The organism is Paenarthrobacter sp. NPDC090522, assembly GCF_044769225.1.
In the GTDB taxonomy this organism is placed as follows: domain Bacteria; phylum Actinomycetota; class Actinomycetes; order Actinomycetales; family Micrococcaceae; genus Arthrobacter.
In genome coordinates this window covers 149,534-167,581 of record NZ_JBIVXL010000001.1, presented here as the reverse complement: position 1 = coordinate 167,581, position 18,048 = coordinate 149,534, and the positions used below count along the sequence as shown (strand labels likewise).

Genomic DNA, 18,048 nt, shown 5'->3' with positions numbered 1-18,048 from the left:
GGAGGGCGCGCCGCCGCGATGGTGGCGCGCCTTCCTGCTGCTGGCTAGGCTCGGGATCGTGGCTGATCCCAATGAAACGAACCAAGCAAAGTACACCGTCCACCGATTCCCCGCCGCCGGCCAGGACAACCCTGGTTACGCCCGCAGCGCGGCATGGGTCCACGCAGTCTCCCACGGCTTCCACCAGCACCGTCGGAACGAGGAGTTCGTCGCCAAGACGCTCGCCAGCTACGCCGTCGACCAGCGCGAGCTGACCGGCGTGTACGTCGAAGGCGACGTACCCCAACACTCCGTGGGTGCCGACGTTCCGGTGGCCACGTATGGCACCATGCGCAAGCCCCTCAACATCGGCTTCGGCCGGCAACTCGAGTCCAACCTTGTCACCGCAGTCACCGTCCGCGGCACCCACCGGCGCCAAGGCATCCTGCGCGGCATGATCACCGCCGACCTCGAGGGGGCCAAGGATGACGGCCTGGCCATGGCCGCGCTGACGGCCTCCGAGGGCACCATCTATGGACGCTTCGGGTTTGGCGTGGCCACCTTCGAGCGGAGCATCAAGGTGGATACCGGTCCCCGGTTCCGTGTCCGCGGGCCAATGACGGGAACCGTGGAAGTGGCAGATCCGGCAGTCCTGCTGGACATCGCACCGCAGATTTTCGAGCGCGTCCAGCGCGCCACCCCGGGGTCCATTGGACGCCAGGAGTATTACCGGCTCCTGGCATCGGGTTCGATCGGCCATGATGGGCAACCGGACCTTGCCGTACGCAGCGCACTGCACTACGACGCCAAAGGAACCGTTGACGGCTACGTCTCCTACCGTTTCAAAGGGTGGGACGCCAAGCCCTTCACCATGGAGGTTGTTGACCTCGTGGCCGGAAACGATGCCGCGTACCTCGACCTGTGGCGCTTCCTGGGGAGCATTGACCTGATCGATGTGGTCACCTGGAATGAGGCCCCGGTGGATGATCCCCTGGCCTGGGCGCTGGAGGATCCACGCTGCATCGATTCCTCCGATGTCCGGGACATGCTGTGGCTCAGGATCCTCGATGTGCCCGCAGCCCTGGCCGCCCGGCACTATCCCGTCACAAGCAAACTGGTCCTGCAGGTTTCGGATACCCTCGGCTTGGCTGGCGGCACGTGGGAAATCGCGTCCGACTCCGGTTCCGCCACAGTGCGGGACGTTGCCGGCACGGACCCGGACCTCAGCCTCGACGTCTCTGACCTGGCGTCGATCTACCTCGGCTCCGTGTCGCCCGTGACCCTCGCCGCTGCCGGCCGGATCCAGGTCCACGCACCCGGGGCAGCTTTTGCGGCCCAGCAGTTGTTTGCCGTTGAACGGCCGGCGCACTGCCTCACGCATTTCTAGTTCCATCCACAGCTCAACAACTGCATAGCACGCAACAAGAAGAGGGACATCCATGGGGGATTCCAAGCGGCGGCCGCTGGCCGGCCGGCGATCAGTGCTGCTTGGAATGGCGGGCCTCGCGTCCGCCGCCCTGGCCGCATGTTCCACCGACGGCGGGAGCGACGCGCCATCTGCGGCGCCCGCCCCCGGCAGTGCCGGTCCGGCCACTCCGCCGCCGTCCATTGCCGAACTGTCCAAGGAGGAAGAAGCAGCGGCCTTGGCGGTCCGGAACCACGGTCCGCAAGCTGGAGGCATCGACGCCGGCAGCGGTGAAGCGGCCGGCGGCGTGGACGCCGGAAGGGGAGCACCGGCGTCGAACGCCGTGCCTGCGCCGCCCGGCAGGGAGCATATCCTGGCCGAATTCAGTGCCTTGCGCCCCAAGGAGTGGGGACTGCACGTGACAGGCGTGGTGGACAAATCACCTGGCCGCCACGTGGCCCTGACGTTCGATGCCTGTGGCGGTCCCGGCGGGGCCGGCTGCGACCACAAGTTGCTGGCGACCCTCCGCAGCCTCAAGGTGCCGGCCACGTTGTTCGTCAACAGCCGCTGGCTGGCCGCGAACCCGTCGCTGGCTGCCAACCTCGCCGCCGATCCGTTGTTCGAGCTTGCCAACCACGGAACGCGGCACCTGCCGCTGTCCGTCAGCGGACGGGCGGCCTACGGCATCACGGGCACGGCCAGTGTGGCGGACGCCTATGACGAGTTGACCGGGAACCAAGCCGTGCTGCACTCGCTGACCGGCACCTGGCCCCGCTTCTTTCGTCCCGGTACGGCCTATTACGACGACGTCGCGGCGGCCATGACGCGCAGGCTCGGCATGCTGCCGGTCAACTTCAGCATCAATGGCGACGGCGGAGCGACCTTCCCGGCGCCAACCGTGGCCGCCGAGGTGGGCAAAGCGACAGCGGGCGACGTCGTGATCTCGCACTTCAACCGGCCGGATTCCGGTACCGCCGAAGGCTACGCCAGGGTGTTGCCCCGGCTCCTGGACGGCGGAACCACCTTTGCCCAGTTGGGACAGGTCCTCCCGGCCTGAGGCTGCATGGAGTCCTTTTGACCCTGCTTTGCAGAATCGACTACAATAAACGGGCGTGTACTACGTGCGCGCATCCATTTTGTAATAATCCACAAATCAGGATGACCCGGCCCTTCGCCGTGTTCTGCCGTCCGGACCCGGGCGGCAGCGGTTCGCCTGACCGACATACTATCCACAACGGAGCCCCTACTACATGACCATCACCTCCACCGAGAAGCCCGGTACCCCCGTAGTCGCGATCAACGACATCGGTACCGCTGAGGACTTCCTCGCAGCTGTCGACGCCACCATCAAGTACTTCAACGACGGCGATCTCGTCGAAGGTACTGTCGTCAAGGTTGACCGCGACGAAGTCCTGCTCGACATCGGTTACAAGACCGAAGGTGTCATCCCTTCCCGCGAGCTTTCCATCAAGCATGACGTTGACCCCGGCGAAGTTGTCGCCGTTGGCGATCAGGTCGAAGCCCTGGTTCTCACCAAGGAAGACAAAGAAGGCCGTCTGATCCTCTCCAAGAAGCGTGCTCAGTACGAGCGTGCCTGGGGCGACATCGAGAAGGTCAAGGAAGAAGACGGCGTCGTTACCGGTACCGTCATCGAGGTTGTCAAGGGTGGCCTCATCCTGGACATCGGACTGCGCGGCTTCCTGCCCGCCTCCCTCGTCGAAATGCGTCGCGTCCGCGACCTCGCTCCGTACATCGGTCAGCAGATCGAAGCCAAGATCATCGAGCTGGACAAGAACCGCAACAACGTTGTTCTGTCCCGCCGTGCATGGCTCGAGCAGACCCAGTCCGAGGTTCGCTCCACGTTCCTCAACAAGCTGGAAAAGGGCCAGGTCCGCCCCGGCGTTGTTTCCTCCATCGTCAACTTCGGTGCCTTCGTGGACCTTGGCGGCGTAGACGGCCTCGTCCACGTTTCCGAGCTGTCCTGGAAGCACATCGACCACCCGTCCGAGGTTGTCGAGGTTGGCCAGGAAGTCACCGTCGAGGTCCTCGAAGTGGATCTGGACCGCGAGCGTGTCTCCCTGTCGCTCAAGGCTACGCAGGAAGACCCGTGGCAGACCTTCGCCCGCACCCACGCCCTCGGCCAGGTTGTTCCGGGTAAGGTCACCAAGCTGGTTCCGTTCGGTGCGTTCGTTCGCGTCGAAGACGGCATCGAAGGCCTCGTGCACATCTCCGAGCTGGCTGTCCGCCACGTGGAGCTCGCCGAGCAGGTTGTCTCCGTTGGCGACGAACTGTTCGTCAAGGTCATCGACATCGACCTCGAGCGTCGCCGTATCTCCCTCTCCCTCAAGCAGGCCAACGAGGGCGTTGACGCAGACAGCACCGAATTCGATCCTGCTCTGTACGGCATGGCCGCCGAGTACGACGAAGAGGGCAACTACAAGTACCCCGAGGGCTTCGACCCCGAGTCGAACGAATGGCTCGAGGGCTACGAGGCACAGCGTGCCGCTTGGGAGCAGCAGTACGCTGACGCCCAGGCACGTTGGGAATCCCACAAGAAGCAGGTTGCACAGCACGCTGCCGACGACGCTGCTGCTGCAACGTCCGGCGAAGGCGACTCCGGCGCTACCAGCTACTCCTCGGAGCCGGCTGCTGCTGAGTCCAACGCGGGCACCCTGGCTTCCGACGAGGCCCTCGCCGCCCTGCGCGAGAAGCTCACCGGCAACTAATTCCGCCGCCCTTCGGGGCTGTGCTGAATAGCCAACAAAAGACCCCCACCCTTCCGGTGGGGGTCTTTTGCGTTGCCTGCAGCCTAAGCCTGGCGGGGAACGTCGATCCATTCGGTTCCCCGGGGCTCCAGGGTGGAACTCCCGGCCGTCAGCGCAGCCACCCTCGACTGTGCCTCCTCGATGGCCGGGACATCGTCGGGGAGGGCCAGCCTCAGGACGGCCTGGTGTGCCTGGTACTCTGTTTCCGCCATCACGAAGCCGCTGCTGCGGAGGTCGTTTTCCAAGCGGCCCGCATCGGCATGGGGGACGCCGAGGTCACAGAGCCGCAAGCGCTTCCTGTGCACCAGTGGCGCCCGTTCCAGGGCTGTGGAAACCGATTCGGAGTAGGCCCGCACCAGGCCGCCGGCACCCAGCAGGATCCCGCCGAAGTAGCGAACGACGACGGCACTGATGTCGCTGAGGTCAGTCACCCCGGGTTCCGTCTCACGCTTGATCAACGCCTCAAGCATGGGTATCCCGGCGGTGCCGGACGGCTCTCCGTCGTCGGAGGAGCGCTGGATCATGCGGTCGGGGCCGATCACGAAGGCTGAGCAGTGGTGCCCGGCATCGTGGAACTCCCGGCGTAGCGAGGCAACAAGTTCGCGTGCTGATTCCTCGTCCGCTGAGCGGCGGAGGACGGTGATGAAACGGGACCGTCGGATCTCGAGTTCATGGCGGAAATCGGGTCCCGTGGCGAGGGTCGTGTAGCTGGTCGCGCGGCTTTCGTCCTCATTTTGCACCGCTTCAGTCTAGTGTGGAGGGGTGCTGAAGATTGGGCTGACGGGCGGCATTGCCTCGGGAAAATCGTTGGTGGCCGCTCGACTCCAGGAGTTGGGGGCCACCCTCGTTGACGCGGACCTCCTGGCCCGGCAGGTAGTGGAGCCCGGTACAGCCGGCCTGTCCCAGGTGGTGGCGGCTTTCGGAGAGGGTATTCTCGCTGCGGACGGCAGGCTGGACCGTCCGGCGCTGGGTGCCATTGTCTTCCAGGACCCGTCCAGGCGGCAGATGCTCAACAGCATCATCCATCCCTTGGTCCGTGCGTCGGCTGCTGCAACGCTTGCCGCGGCTGAGCCCGGTGAGATCGTGGTACAGGACATTCCGCTGCTCGTCGAGACAGGGCAGGGGAGTGCCTTCCATCTGGTCATCGTGGTGGATGCCCCTGACGACGTGCGGTTCCAGCGCATGGTTGAGCTCCGTGGAATGTCTCCGGACGATGCCCGCTCCCGGATGGCAGCCCAAGCCGGCAGGGAGGAACGCCTGGCCGCGGCAGACGTTGTCCTGGACAACTCCGGCAGCCGTTCGGACATCATCGACGCCGTTGACTCCCTCTGGTCTGACAGGCTTGTGCCGTTTGCGGAGAACCTCCAGTGGAACCACCGCGCTCCACGTGTGTCCGGCCCGGTACTGTCGGAATCCCTGCCGGAGTGGCCTCTGGAGGCTGCGCGCCTCCTGGCCCGCATCGAGGCGGCAGTTCCCACCGGCATTCTCTCCTTGGATCATGTTGGATCCACGGCCGTCCCCGGCCTGGCTGCCAAAGACGTCCTGGACCTCCAGTTGGGCGTTCCGGACCTTGATGTGGCCGACCGGCTTGCGCCGCTGCTGGCTGCCGCGGGCTTCCCGGTGGTGCAACACGTCACCGGGGATACCCCGAAGCCGTCCCAGCCGGATCCCGCGGGCTGGCTCAAGAGATTCCATGCCAACGCCGACCCCGGCAGGGCGGTCAACCTGCACGTCCGCGTGGCCGGCTCACCGGGATGGCGGTACGCCCTGATGTTCCGCGATTGGTTGCGGGCCGACGCCGACGCCCGGAAGAGCTATGAGTCGCACAAACGGGACCTGGCTGCGCGGTACGCCGAAGACGAGGACACCGCCGGGTATGCCGACGCCAAAGAGCCGTGGTTCACCGACGTTGCCTGGCCCCGTATGGAGGGGTGGGCCACGGACTCAGGGTGGATGCCGCCGTCGTTCACCGCTGAACCCCCGCTGCCGGGTTCTCCCTTGGCGGAAGGGTCCCAATCCGGACAGTAGCTGTCCGTGGGCGGGGGTAGATTGTTTCCATGAGCCTTGCCCAGGAAATCAACCGCGTCGTTGCGCCCTTTGAAGTCGTCAGCGAATACAAGCCTGCCGGCGACCAGCCCACTGCCATCGCCGAACTGACCGAGAGAATCACCAACGGCGAGAAGGACGTTGTCCTCCTCGGCGCCACCGGCACCGGTAAGAGCGCCACGACTGCCTGGCTCATCGAGCAGGTCCAGCGGCCAACCCTGGTTCTGGTCCAGAACAAGACGCTGGCAGCACAGCTCGCCAACGAGTTCCGGGAACTGCTCCCCAACAACGCGGTGGAGTACTTCGTCTCCTACTACGACTACTACCAGCCCGAAGCCTATGTAGCGCAGACGGACACCTTCATTGAGAAGGATTCCTCCATCAATGAGGAAGTGGAGCGGCTCCGCCACTCGGCCACCAACTCACTGCTGACCAGGCGGGATGTCATCGTCGTGGCCACCGTGTCCTGCATTTACGGCCTGGGCACCCCCGAAGAGTACATCGCCGGCATGGTGACCCTCCGCAAGGGCGCCGAACTCAACCGCGACCACCTGCTCCGCAAGTTTGTTTCCATGCAGTACACCCGCAACGACATGGACTTCCACAGGGGTACCTTCCGGGTTCGCGGCGATACCGTCGAAATCATCCCCATGTATGAGGAACTCGCCATCCGGATCGAGTTCTTCGGCGATGAGATCGAAAACATCCAGACCCTTCATCCACTGACCGGCGAAGTCATCCGCGATGAGCAAGAGATGTACGTCTTCCCGGCCTCGCACTATGTCGCCGGACCCGAGCGGATGGCACGGGCCATCAAACGGATCGAAGATGAATTGGCCGACCGGCTCAAGGTCCTGGAAAGCCAGAACAAACTGGTGGAAGCCCAGCGCCTCCGGATGCGCACCACGTACGACCTCGAAATGATGCAGCAGATGGGATTCTGCAACGGCATCGAGAACTACTCCGCCCACATTGACGGCCGCGCCGCCGGGACGGCTCCGCACTGCCTGCTGGACTACTTCCCGGACGACTTCCTCCTGGTGGTGGACGAATCCCACGTCACCATCCCGCAGATCGGCGCCATGTATGAGGGCGACATGTCCCGCAAGCGAAACCTCGTGGACTTCGGCTTCCGCCTGCCCTCGGCCATGGACAACCGGCCACTGAAGTGGGACGAGTTCCTGGAGCGCATCGGCCAGACCGTTTACCTCTCGGCAACGCCCGGCAAGTACGAGCTCGGCAAGGCAGACGGCTACGTCCAGCAGATCATCCGGCCCACCGGACTCATCGACCCGGAAGTGGTGGTCAAGCCCACCAAGGGCCAGATCGACGACCTGCTCGAAGAGATCCGGACCCGGACCGCCAAGGACGAACGTGTCCTGGTGACCACCCTGACCAAACGAATGGCCGAGGACCTCACAGACTACTTGGTGGGCCACGGCGTCAAGGTGGAGTACTTGCACTCGGACGTTGACACCCTCCGCCGAGTGGAGTTGCTCCGGGAGCTTCGGATGGGCGTCTTCGATGTCCTGGTGGGTATCAACCTGCTCCGTGAAGGCCTCGACCTGCCTGAAGTGTCACTGGTCAGCATCCTGGACGCGGACAAGGAAGGCTTCCTGCGTTCCTCCACGTCCCTGATCCAGACCATCGGCCGTGCGGCCCGAAACGTCTCCGGCCAGGTCCACATGTACGCGGACAAGATCACCGATTCCATGGCGCACGCCATCGATGAAACCAACCGGCGCCGCGCTATCCAGGTGAAGTACAACCAGGAGAACGGCATCGATCCCCAGCCACTGCGCAAGCGGATCGCCGACATCACGGACCAGCTCGCCAAGGAAGACGCCGATACGCAGGAGCTGCTCAACAACAACCGGCTGGCCAAGGGTGCGAAACGCAGCAAATCCACCGCCAAGGGAGCAGCCACCGTCCGGCAGGATGGCCTCGCTGCCGCACCGGCCGAAGACCTGGTTGGCCTCATCGAGCAGCTGACGGAGCAAATGCACGGCGCCGCCGCCGAGCTGCAGTTCGAGGTCGCGGCAAGGATCCGTGACGAAGTCAAGGAGTTGAAGCGCGAATTACGCCAGATGCAATCCGCAGGGCACGCCTAAGGTAAAGTTAGGTCCACGTAGGGGAGTATTCCAAGCGCTACGTCCGTCAACACGCAAGGCACAGATGCCTCGCCGGGCCTAGCGGGCCGCCACATCATGCCTTGAACGCATTTGGCTGGCCGGAGAGACTTACATCGCTTTCCCGTACCCTGCGAAAGGCCTTCTTTAATGGAGCTCCCTATCTGGTTCGAAGTCGGCTCGTTTGTCGTCCTCGGAATCATCTTGCTGATCGACCTTCTTTTGGTGGTCAAGCGTCCCCATGAACCCTCAATGAAGGAAGCCGGCCTGTGGGTCGCCTTCTATGTTGCTTTGGCGTTGGTTTTTGCCGGCGCGATGTTCTACTTCACGGGTGCCGAATACGGCAGCCAATTCGTCGCAGGTTGGGTCACCGAGTACAGCCTCAGTATCGACAACCTCTTTGTGTTCATCATCATCATGGCCCGCTTCTCGGTGCCCAGGAAGTACCAGCAGGAAGTGCTGATGGTGGGCATCATCATCGCGCTGGTCCTGCGGGGTATCTTCATTGCCCTGGGCGCTGTGGTGATCGAGCAGTTCAGCTGGATCTTCTACATCTTCGGTGCCTTCCTCCTCTGGACAGCATGGAAGCAGGCCACTGATTCCGGTGAACACGAAGAAGACGTTGAAAACCCCCTGATTGCCCGTATCCGCAAGGTGCTGCCCATGTCGGAGAAGTTCGACGGCGGCAAGATCCGCACCACGGTCAACGGCAAAAAAGTGTTCACCCCCATGCTGATCGTCTTCATCACCATCGGCATGACGGACCTCCTGTTCGCGGTGGACTCCATCCCGGCGATCTTCGGCCTGACGCAAAGTGCGTTCATCGTGTTCACGGCCAACATCTTCGCCCTGATGGGCCTGCGCCAGCTGTACTTCCTGCTCGGTGGCCTCATGACCCGTTTGGTTTACCTCAAGCACGCCTTGTCCGTCATCCTTGCGTTCATCGGCGTCAAGCTGGTCCTGCACGCCATGCACGTCAACGAACTTCCGTTCATCAACGGCGGCCACCACATCGAATGGGCTCCTGAGATTCCCACGTTCGTCTCGCTGGGCGTCATCATCGGCACCATCGTGATCGCCGTCGCCGCCAGCTTGCTGAGCCCCGCCGCACGGCAGGCGCAGATCGATGCCCGCCTGGAAGAGGACGCCAAGAAGAGCATGAGCGAGGCGGAGTAACCGCACAGCAATCGTTGTAGTCTCGTGAGGTGACTACCACTTCATCTACGGCGCTGGACCCCCAACGGGTCCAGCGCCGTACTGTTTTCCTGCTCAGTTCCTCGCAGTTGCTCAGCGGCGTCGGAAACGGCGCCACCCTGTCCATCGGCTCCTTGCTGGCCGTGGATCTCTCGGGTTCCGAGGCGTGGGCGGGGTCGATTACCACCGTGCTCACCCTTGCCGCGGCTTTGACCGCACTGCCCTTGGCCAGGCTCGCCGAAGCCCGCGGACGCAGGGTAGGCCTCGTTACCGGGTTGGTTGCGGCCTTGGCGGGGGCCTTGCTCATGATGGCCTCGGTGGTGGCAGGATCGTTCTTGTTGCTTCTCCTGGGTGGCGCCTTCCTCGGGCTGGGCACCGCCGCAAACCTCCAGGCGCGGTTTGCCGCCGTCGACCTCGCCGAAGCCGAGCACCGCGGCAGGTCGCTGTCCACCGTAGTCTGGGCCATCACCATCGGGGCAGTTGCGGGCCCCAACCTCATCCAGCCGGGTGCGGCGGTGGGCTCTGCGCTCGGCTTGCCGCCGATCGCCGGGCCCTTTGTCTTCTCGGCCGTGGGACTTTTCCTGGCTGCGGCCCTGTTGTTCCTCGGGCTGCGGCCTGATCCCTTGCTGCTGGCCCGACGCCTCGCGTCCGAGGCTGCAGGAACAGCGAAGGCACCCGTGCGGGGCAGCGTCCGTTCGGGGCTTGGTGCCATCCGATCCTCGCCGCGGGCGCTCCTTGCGCTGGCGGCTGTGGTGGCCGCGCATGGAGTCATGGTGGCGGTCATGTCCATGACTCCCCTCCACCTCCAACAACTGGTGGGCGGTGCGCACGCTGAACATCACACCACAGACAGCACCGACGCACTGGTAGTGATTGGCGTGACCATTTCACTGCATATTGCCGGCATGTTCGCGCTCTCGCCGCTCTGGGGGTGGCTGACTGACAAGGCGGGCCGGCATCCCACCATCGCCATGGGGCACGGCCTGATCCTGCTTGCTGTCCTGGTTGCGGGACTCGGCCATGCCCAGCCCTTCCTGGTAACTGTGGGTTTGATCCTCCTGGGCCTGGGGTGGTCGGCAGCGACCATCGCCGGATCAACCCTCCTTGCAGAAAGCGTGGCAGAGGGCCAGCGCGTCACGGTCCAGGGTGTGTCCGACACCCTCATGGGTGCTGCAGGCGCCGTGGGTGGCGCCACGTCGGGACTGGTCCTTGCGTGGCTTGGCTATCAAGGCCTCAACGTGGCCGGGGGCATCCTGGCCGCAGCGGTGCTTGCGCTGGTACTCACGTCTGCGGCCAGGTACAGGATCCGGCCAGCGGCCTAACGGGCGCCGCGGACCAGTCCGAAGAGCCTGCGGAAGATGCCTTCGCCGTCTTCTCCGATGCCATCGTGGTGGAAGTCGTCGGTGACCCACGGCTGGAGGCCGCGTACCGCTGCCACGGTCTCCATGGAGAGTTCGTGGTCCACGTAGATGTCGTCCTTGTAGACGGCGGCGGCAACAGGGATGGTGTTGGTGGCCAGGCGATGCGGATCGTACAGCGGGGCCCAGTCCTCCTTGGCGGCCAACAGTTCGGCGACGTCACGGTAGGGGACCAAGGCCGGATCCTGGTCGAAGTACCAGGGATAGACCATCTCGCCCGTCAGCAGTGGTTCGGCTGCCGTGGGCTCGAACTCCGGGTACTCCTCCAAGACCCGCCAAGCTGCCCATTTGGTGGCCTCGCTCTGGCCGTAGATGGACTCGTGAAGCACCGCATACAGGGGATTGGCAGTCCGGCTGACCAGTGAACGTACCTGCTCCAGGAATGCCTCGGACAGCCGCGGCCCTGCTGCCGTCTCCACGAACGCATCCTCCAGGAGGTAGTGAAGGGCGTCCACCCGGGTGTTGCCGCCCAGGAACGAGCCAACCATTTGGAAACGTTCCGGCGTCAGCCGTTCACCACTGGCGAGGTACTCGGGCGTCTCCTCCAGATGCCTGGCAATGCGCGTGACCACCTCGCGGTCCTCCGGGTACCAGGCGAAGAACTCCGCGTTGCGGGCGGCCACTCGGCGGAAGGTGGCCCGGTAAACCCGGTCAGCGGGACCCTGGATGGGTGCCAGGCCGCCGGTGATCATGACCTCGCGGAGACCCTCCGGCGCAAAGGACAGGTAAGTCAACGCACAGAAGCCGCCGAAGCTCTGCCCCAGCACGCTCCAGGGAGCCGAGCCAAGGGTCCGGCGGATGAACTCGGAATCCGCAACAATCGAATCCGCGCGGAAATGTGCCAAGTATTCTGCTTGCTCTGCTGCGTTTCCACGCAATGCCAAGGTGTGGTGCTCCACAGGGGTGGAAAGGCCCGTTCCGCGCTGGTCCAGCATGAGGATGCGGAAGTCCTTGGCCGCAGCTTTCATCCACCCCGCCAAGTTCGTGACCCGGTTGCCGCGACCACCGGGACCGCCCTGGAGGAAGAGAAGCCACGGGAGCCGCGCGGCTTCTTCTTCGCTGTACTCCGTTGACGAGTACTCGCGGGCAAAGACCGTGATGGTCTCCCCGGTGGATTCGTTCGGAACGTGTCCCTCCTTGGTTCCCCAGGCTTCCACGAGTCCATGGTTGAGGGGAACGGTGAAGAAATGCTCCGCGGTCCGCAGCCCACGGAACTCGTGGCGTGCGCGGATCCAGTGCTGTTCAGCCACGTGCCAGCGCCTTCCCGTCGTTCGCGCCCGAGGTCCCGAATGCGGCCAGGGCATCACCCGTTAAACGGAAGGTGGACCATTCCTCCATGGGGAAGGCGCCCAGGTTCTTGTAGAACCAGATGGACGGCTCGTTCCAGTCCAGGACACTCCACTCCACCCGTGCGTATCCACGTTCGACGGCGGTCGCGGCCAGGTACTGCAGGAGCGCCTTGCCGTGGCCCTCGCCACGGGCTTCAGGGATGACGTACAGGTCTTCGAGGTAAATGCCGTGGACGCCCTCCCACGTGGAGTAGTTCAGGAACCACAGTGCGAATCCCTGGACCTCGCCGGCGGCGTTTTCGGCCATGGTGGCATAGACCCTCGGGTTCTCCCCGAACAGCACATCCTCCAGCATCTCCGGGGTGTTCTTGACGGCATCCGGTTCCTTCTCATAGATCGCCAGATCATGGATCATGCGAAGGATCGCGGGGACGTCGTCGACAGTTGCGGGGCGGATTAGACTCATGGTTCCGAGCTTACTAGGGGCGGCTGAGCCAAGCCGGTTCCGAGGAACCGTAGGTCACCGGCGCCGTTGAATACCCCAAGGGTGAGCCGTCCACCGTAAGGGGCGGTCCGACGAGCCGGAGGACACCGTGCGTGCTGTCCATCTGCCGGTAATCCGGCTCGGGCAGCGGGCTGTCCGTCCCCTCGCCGCCAGCCGGACCCAAGCGGAACAGCTCCTCTGCTGTCCTGGCCAAGGACATTCGGGCTACCCCTCCGCGACCGTTCGCTTGCCTTTCGGCCAGCAGGGCAAGGACGGCAGCGGCCAGGCCGTATCCCGTGGCGTGGTCCAAGGCCTGCACCGGCAGGGCACCCGGCCGCCACCCGCCGTCGTTCGTTGTTCCATAACCTGCGGCGATGCCGGAAGCTGCCTGGACCAGGCTGTCGAAGCCCCGCCGCTGCCCCCACGGTCCGGCACCCCAGGCGGACAGCGTGGCCACAATGACATCGCCGCGGTCCTGGGCCAATGCCTGGGCGTCGAGTCCGAAGGATTCCAGGGCGCCGGCACGGTACCCCAGGACCACCACGTCCGCTGTGGCCGCCAGGCCCCGTACACGCTCCAGGTCAACGGCATTGCCGAAGTCCGCCACGGCACTTCGCTTGTCGAAGCCTGAATCGATGAATGCGTCCGGCAATTCCGGGATCTGCGGAGGATCAATCCGCAGGACATCAGCGCCCAGCGCGCCCAGCAAGCGCGTTGCCGTGGGACCGGCGATGACACGGGTGAGATCCAATACCCGCAGGCCCAACAAAGGGCGACCGGGGTCTGAGGAAGGGCGCCACTGCTTTCCGGCCGGCGCGGGTCCCGGGGCCGGATGCGTGTCGATCCATGGGAGGGATGCGACTGCGCCGTGGCCCGGTGCGTCGATCCATGCGGCGCGGCTCCGGACGGCCGCCGCCACTCCACCCCCGGCATTGATGAGCGCTTCGGCTTCCAACGCCGTCAAGTCCAGCAGGGCACCCGCAACCTGACCCTCTGCGGACACGGACAATGCTTCCAGCAGCCGGGCCGCGTGGTGGGGATAGTTGGCGTGCAGCCTGATCCAGCCGTCCGAGGTCCGCCTGAAACCTGACAGGGGCGCAAAACCCACCGCCGGCCGTCCATCGATGCGCAAGTGTCCCAGGGAATCGAAGGAGTGGGCGGTCCGGACCGCGGAAACCTGGTACCGCCGGCTCGCCGTCAGCGCATTCAACGCTGTGGCTGCGGCCTGGACGGAGCCGATCGCCAACCCTTCCACGTCCAGGGGGCCGTGCCACCAGCGTCGGGGACCGTCCCAGGCCGCCGCAGGAACCGGGCCAATGGCGCCCAGGTTCCGCAGGCTCTCCGACAAATCCGGGACGGTTTCCATGGAGCGATCCTTTACAAGCGGTCGACGGCGGTGACCCTCACCACCGCTGTGCCGGACTGGTCAGAGGCGGCAAGATCCACTTCGGCGGAAATGCCCCAGTCGTGGTTGCCTGCCGGGTCGTCGAAGATTTGCCGGACACGCCATAGTCCGGGCTCCTCGGTGATGATCAGCAGTCCCGGTCCGCGGGCGTCCGGTCCCGTACCGATGTCATCGTGTTCGTCGAAGTAATCGTCCAGGACGTCTTCCCACTTGTCCGCTTCCCAGCCCGCGTCGGCGTCCAGTTCGCCCAGGGCAGCTGAATCCTCGTCGGCAAACAGCTCAACGCGCCGGAACATTTCGTTGCGGACCATGACGCGGAAGGCCCTTGGGTTCGAGGTCAGGGAGGGCGGCGGTGGCGGCGGGGCATCGTGGGGCGTCGGTGCCAGGCCGGAGGTGAGTTCCTCCCACTCGTCGAGCAGGCTCGAGTCCACTTGCCGCACCAGCTCGCCAAGCCATGCGATGAGGTCTTCCAGGTCTTCGCGCAACGAATCCTGGGGCACCGTCTGGCGCAACGCCCTGAAGCCGTCGGCCAGGTAGCGCAGCACAATGCCCTCGGAACGGGCCAGGCCGTAAAACTGGACGAACTCGCCGAAGTTCATGGCCCGCTCGTACATGTCCCGGATGATGGATTTGGGCGCCAGTTCGAAGTCGCCCACCCACGGCGCGGCCTTGCGGTACACGTCGAAGGCCTCTCCCAGGATGTCCGCCAACGGCATGGGATAGGTGACCTCGTCGAGCATGGCCATGCGTTGGTCGTAGTCGATTCCATCGGCTTTCATGGCCGCCACGGCCTCGCCGCGAGCCTTCTTCTGCTGGGCAGAGAGGATTTGCCGGGGCTTCTCCAGCGTCGCTTCGATCACCGACACCACGTCCAGCGCGTACGCGGGCGACTCCGGATCGAGCAACTCCAGGGCAGCCAGGGCGAAGGGGGAGAGAGGCTGGTTGAGCGCAAAGTTCGCCTGCAAGTGGACAGTCAACCGGACCGAACGCCCTTCGGCTGCCTGCTCTTCCTCCGGAACCCGCTCCACCACACCGGCGGCCAGCAGTTCACGATAGATACCCAGGGCCTTTTTCATGAGCTTGAGCTGCGAGGCCCTGGTCTCATGGTTTTCGCTGAGCAGCCTGCGGGTGGCAAGGAAGGGATCGCCGGGCCGCTCCAGCAGGTTCAGCAGCATGGCGTGCGTCACCGTGAAGCTGGAGGTCAAAGGCTCCGGAACGGATTCGACAAGCCGGTTGAACGTCGGTTCTCCCCAGGAGACGAATCCCTCCGGCGGCTTCTTCTTCACTACCTGGCGAAGCTTCTTCTGGTCATTGCCGAACTTTGCCGTGGCTTTGGCCATCGCCTTGGCGTTTTCCACCACGTGTTCAGGGGCCTGGACCACAACGGTTCCGGCGGTGTCGTACCCTGCCCGCCCCGCCCGTCCGGCAATCTGATGGAACTCACGAGGGTTCAGCACCCGGGTGCGGACGCCGTCGTACTTGCTCAAGGCGGTGAGCAGCACCGTACGGATGGGCACGTTGATGCCAACGCCCAAAGTGTCCGTTCCGCAGATGACCTTGAGCAAGCCGGCCTGGGCCAACTGTTCCACCAGACGGCGATACTTTGGCAGCATGCCTGCGTGGTGGACGCCGATCCCGTGGCGGACCAGGCGGTTAAGGGTCTTGCCAAACCCGGCTGCGAAGCGGAAGTTGGCGATCAGCTCGGCGATCCGGTCCTTTTCTTCCCGGCTGCACATGTTGATGCTCATGAGGTTCTGCGCGCGCTCAATCGCTTCGGCCTGGCTGAAGTGGACCACGTACACAGGCACCTGCTTGGTGGACAGCAGTTCCTCGAGGGTCTCGTGGACAGGCGTCTGGTGGTAGTAGTAGTGCAGCGGAATGGGGCGTTCCGCTGAACTGACCGTTGTGGTGGTCCGGCCGGTGAGCTGGGTCAGTCCTTCTTCGAATCGGGTCACATCGCCCAACGTGGCCGACATGAGCAGGAACTGCGCCTGCGGCAACTCCAAAAGTGGTACCTGCCAGGCCCAGCCACGCTGCGGGTCGGCATAGAAGTGGAACTCGTCCATGATCACGGCGCCGACCTCTGCGGCCGCGCCTTCGCGCAGTGCCGTGTTCGCGAGGATTTCAGCGGTGCAGCAGATGATGGGTGCGTCCTGGTTGACGCCGGAGTCACCCGTGATCATGCCGACATTTTCGGCACCGAAGATCTCGCACAAGGCAAAAAACTTCTCGGACACCAGGGCCTTGATGGGTGCCGTGTAGTAACTGCGCCGGCCACGCGCCATCGCTTCGAAGTGCGCCGCGATGGCCACCATGGACTTGCCGGAACCAGTGGGCGTGGCCAGGATGACGTTGGCTCCCGAAGCAAGTTCCATGACGGCCTCGTCCTGTGCGGGGTACAGCTGCAGGCCGCGGCTCTCTGTCCACTCAACAAAGCGGCTGTAAATGTCGTCCGGACCCAGGGGATTGGAGGCGGTTGAACCGGAAAGCTGCTCAAGAAGTTTCATTGGTTTCCAGCTTAGTGCCCGCAACCACTAGGCTCGCTCCTGCAGGGGTGCCCGTGGCAAGGAGGCTTTAATGAAATGGGATCCGTCCAAGTACGTCGAGTTCGGCAACCATCGCGACCGGCCCTTCCATGACCTCGTAGCGCGGGTACAGGCCGTCGACCCCCGCGAGGTGGTGGACCTGGGTTGTGGTCCCGGCAACCTCACCGCAACCCTTGCCGAACGCTGGCCGCACGCGCGCGTCACGGGTATTGATTCCTCCACGGAAATGCTGTCCAAGGCGTCGGCCCTGGGCGGGCGGGAGCCCCGGCTGGACTTTGCCGAGGGCGACATCGCAACGTGGCAGCCTGGACCGGACACGGACGTCGTGGTGACCAACGCCGCCCTGCAGTGGGTCGCCGGACACCAGGAGATGCTCAGCGGCTGGCTTCGGGCCTTGAAACCCGGCGCGTGGTTCGCCCTGCAGGTTCCCGGCAACTTCACCTCACCGTCGCATGCGCTGATGCGGGAACTCGCCGAGTCGTCCACCTGGTCTTCCCGCCTGGGTGGCGTGCTGCGCCACGAGGGCGCCGTGGGCAGCCCCGCGGACTACCTGAACATCATGCTCGACGCCGGTTGCTCGGCTGACGCGTGGGAGACCACCTACCAGCAGCTCCTGCCGGGCAAGGACCCGGTCCTTGAATGGGTCAGGGGAACCGGGCTGCGGCCGGTCCTTGCGGCCTTGCCTCCCGGGGAAGCTGCAGAGTTTGAACGCCAATACTCTGCCTTGCTTAGGGACGCCTATCCGGAATCCGTGCACGGAACCGTCTTCCCGTTCCGCCGGATCTTTGCCGTAGCCCGCAGGAACCCGTGAGGCAGGACAACGCCGCGCGGAATTTCACAGCCAACAGTGCCTTGTCCCGGCAGTGCGTCGCTGGTCTAATTCTCGGCATGGACCAAGGAAGCTTCGTTGAGCCGGACACGGCGTTGTCATCCGGTCGGTGTCCGGCATGATTTCCCCCACTGACTTCCCCGGGACGTGGCGCCCCAACACCAGCAGCGGTGTTGCCTTGTTCGAACAATTGAGGCTCCGGATCATTGAACTCGCCGACTCGGGGGTCCTTGCCGTAGGTGCCAAACTTCCGCCCGTCCGCAACCTGGCCGGCGTCCTGGATGTAGCCCCGCACACGGTTGCCCGCGCCTATAAGGAGTTGGAGGCTGCCGGAGTGGTGGCCACCAGGGGGCGCAATGGGACCGTGGTGTGCGCACGCGATGACCGGTGGGGTGCGTTGGCGGAAGGAGCGGCCCAGTATGCAGCGGCGGCCAAGGCGCAGGGGGCATCGTTCGCCGAGGCGGTACAGCTTCTGGCGGCCGCATATGACGCCGACTGATACCGATCGGTAGGGTGTGAGGAACCACATGGAAATTCGAAGACGTTTTCGACTAGCATT

At 64.5% G+C, this 18,048-nt stretch carries 14 protein-coding genes; 9 read left to right on the top strand and 5 right to left on the bottom strand.

All coding sequences use genetic code 11. From position 1 onward, the window contains the following. Positions 1 to 58: 58 nt before the first annotated feature. The 3 genes from ACIQT2_RS00750 to rpsA all read left to right on the top strand — a co-directional run bounded on the left by ACIQT2_RS00750 (position 59) and on the right by rpsA (position 4,110). Positions 59 to 1,366, top strand: coding sequence for a GNAT family N-acetyltransferase (locus ACIQT2_RS00750; protein ID WP_402942625.1), 1,308 nt, complete (start codon positions 59 to 61; stop codon positions 1,364 to 1,366). Between the two features lie 52 nt (positions 1,367 to 1,418). Then, a complete protein-coding gene (locus tag ACIQT2_RS00745; RefSeq protein WP_402942622.1) occupies positions 1,419 to 2,441 on the top strand; it encodes a polysaccharide deacetylase family protein in 1,023 nt (340 codons plus the stop codon). A 193-nt stretch (positions 2,442 to 2,634) separates the two neighbouring features. Continuing rightward, positions 2,635 to 4,110, top strand: a complete 1,476-nt coding sequence (rpsA, locus tag ACIQT2_RS00740) for a 30S ribosomal protein S1 (protein ID WP_397321759.1) — start codon at positions 2,635 to 2,637, stop codon at positions 4,108 to 4,110. Positions 4,111 to 4,193: 83 nt separating this feature from the next. Here rpsA and ACIQT2_RS00735 read toward each other — a convergent pair whose 3' ends face one another. Next, on the bottom strand, positions 4,194 to 4,889 hold the full coding sequence (locus tag ACIQT2_RS00735; RefSeq protein ID WP_402942618.1) for an IMPACT family protein: 696 nt from the start codon (positions 4,887 to 4,889) through the stop codon (positions 4,194 to 4,196). A gap of 22 nt (positions 4,890 to 4,911) precedes the next feature. On the opposite strand from ACIQT2_RS00735, the gene coaE reads away from it, so the two are divergent. The 4 genes from coaE to ACIQT2_RS00715 all read left to right on the top strand — a co-directional run bounded on the left by coaE (position 4,912) and on the right by ACIQT2_RS00715 (position 10,840). Further along, entirely contained in the window at positions 4,912 to 6,177 is a 1,266-nt protein-coding gene (gene coaE / locus ACIQT2_RS00730) for a dephospho-CoA kinase (protein WP_402942615.1), read from the top strand. A gap of 29 nt (positions 6,178 to 6,206) precedes the next feature. Beyond that, positions 6,207 to 8,306: an excinuclease ABC subunit UvrB gene (gene uvrB / locus ACIQT2_RS00725; protein ID WP_402942613.1), complete on the top strand. Its 2,100-nt coding sequence runs from the start codon at positions 6,207 to 6,209 to the stop codon at positions 8,304 to 8,306. Positions 8,307 to 8,474: 168 nt separating this feature from the next. After that, positions 8,475 to 9,500 carry a TerC family protein gene (locus ACIQT2_RS00720; protein ID WP_402942610.1) on the top strand — a complete coding sequence of 342 codons (1,026 nt, stop codon included), beginning with the start codon at positions 8,475 to 8,477 and terminating at the stop codon, positions 9,498 to 9,500. Between the two features lie 29 nt (positions 9,501 to 9,529). Further along, on the top strand, positions 9,530 to 10,840 hold the full coding sequence (locus tag ACIQT2_RS00715; protein WP_402942607.1) for an MFS transporter: 1,311 nt from the start codon (positions 9,530 to 9,532) through the stop codon (positions 10,838 to 10,840). On the opposite strand, the gene ACIQT2_RS00710 is transcribed toward ACIQT2_RS00715, so the two are convergent. The 4 genes from ACIQT2_RS00710 to ACIQT2_RS00695 are packed head-to-tail and all read right to left on the bottom strand — an operon-like array spanning position 10,837 to position 16,621. Further along, positions 10,837 to 12,186, bottom strand: a complete 1,350-nt coding sequence (locus tag ACIQT2_RS00710; RefSeq protein WP_402942604.1) for an alpha/beta fold hydrolase — start codon at positions 12,184 to 12,186, stop codon at positions 10,837 to 10,839. The two genes, ACIQT2_RS00715 and ACIQT2_RS00710, sit on opposite strands and share 4 nt — an antisense overlap. Next, a complete protein-coding gene (locus ACIQT2_RS00705) occupies positions 12,179 to 12,691 on the bottom strand; it encodes a GNAT family N-acetyltransferase (protein WP_402942601.1) in 513 nt (170 codons plus the stop codon). The genes ACIQT2_RS00710 and ACIQT2_RS00705 overlap by 8 nt, the downstream gene beginning before the upstream one ends. A gap of 13 nt (positions 12,692 to 12,704) precedes the next feature. Next, positions 12,705 to 14,075, bottom strand: coding sequence for a CoA transferase (locus tag ACIQT2_RS00700; RefSeq protein WP_402942598.1), 1,371 nt, complete (start codon positions 14,073 to 14,075; stop codon positions 12,705 to 12,707). An 11-nt stretch (positions 14,076 to 14,086) separates the two neighbouring features. Beyond that, a complete protein-coding gene (locus ACIQT2_RS00695) occupies positions 14,087 to 16,621 on the bottom strand; it encodes a DEAD/DEAH box helicase (protein ID WP_402942595.1) in 2,535 nt (844 codons plus the stop codon). Between the two features lie 70 nt (positions 16,622 to 16,691). Here ACIQT2_RS00695 and ACIQT2_RS00690 point away from each other — a divergent pair, with 70 nt between their 5' ends. Together ACIQT2_RS00690 and ACIQT2_RS00685 are read left to right on the top strand one after the other, a co-directional pair. Then, positions 16,692 to 17,471 (top strand): trans-aconitate 2-methyltransferase, encoded by a 780-nt coding sequence (locus tag ACIQT2_RS00690; RefSeq protein WP_402942592.1) that lies wholly within the window; start codon positions 16,692 to 16,694, stop codon positions 17,469 to 17,471. 136 nt (positions 17,472 to 17,607) lie between these two features. Continuing rightward, positions 17,608 to 17,988, top strand: a complete 381-nt coding sequence (locus ACIQT2_RS00685; RefSeq protein ID WP_397321770.1) for a GntR family transcriptional regulator — start codon at positions 17,608 to 17,610, stop codon at positions 17,986 to 17,988. The last annotated feature ends 60 nt before the right edge of the window (positions 17,989 to 18,048 follow it).

Bases quoted from the DNA above. Each gene is read 5' to 3' on its own strand.
- ACIQT2_RS00695 (WP_402942595.1), bottom strand. From the start codon at position 16,621: ATGAAACTTCTTGAGCAGCTTTCCGGTTCAACCGCCTCCAATCCCCTG.
- rpsA (WP_397321759.1), top strand. From the start codon at position 2,635: ATGACCATCACCTCCACCGAGAAGCCCGGTACCCCCGTAGTCGCGATC.
- ACIQT2_RS00705 (WP_402942601.1), bottom strand. From the start codon at position 12,691: ATGAGTCTAATCCGCCCCGCAACTGTCGACGACGTCCCCGCGATCCTT.
- ACIQT2_RS00690 (WP_402942592.1), top strand. From the start codon at position 16,692: ATGAAATGGGATCCGTCCAAGTACGTCGAGTTCGGCAACCATCGCGAC.
- ACIQT2_RS00720 (WP_402942610.1), top strand. From the start codon at position 8,475: ATGGAGCTCCCTATCTGGTTCGAAGTCGGCTCGTTTGTCGTCCTCGGA.
- ACIQT2_RS00745 (WP_402942622.1), top strand. From the start codon at position 1,419: ATGGGGGATTCCAAGCGGCGGCCGCTGGCCGGCCGGCGATCAGTGCTG.
- uvrB (WP_402942613.1), top strand. From the start codon at position 6,207: ATGAGCCTTGCCCAGGAAATCAACCGCGTCGTTGCGCCCTTTGAAGTC.
- ACIQT2_RS00685 (WP_397321770.1), top strand. From the start codon at position 17,608: ATGATTTCCCCCACTGACTTCCCCGGGACGTGGCGCCCCAACACCAGC.
- ACIQT2_RS00700 (WP_402942598.1), bottom strand. From the start codon at position 14,075: ATGGAAACCGTCCCGGATTTGTCGGAGAGCCTGCGGAACCTGGGCGCC.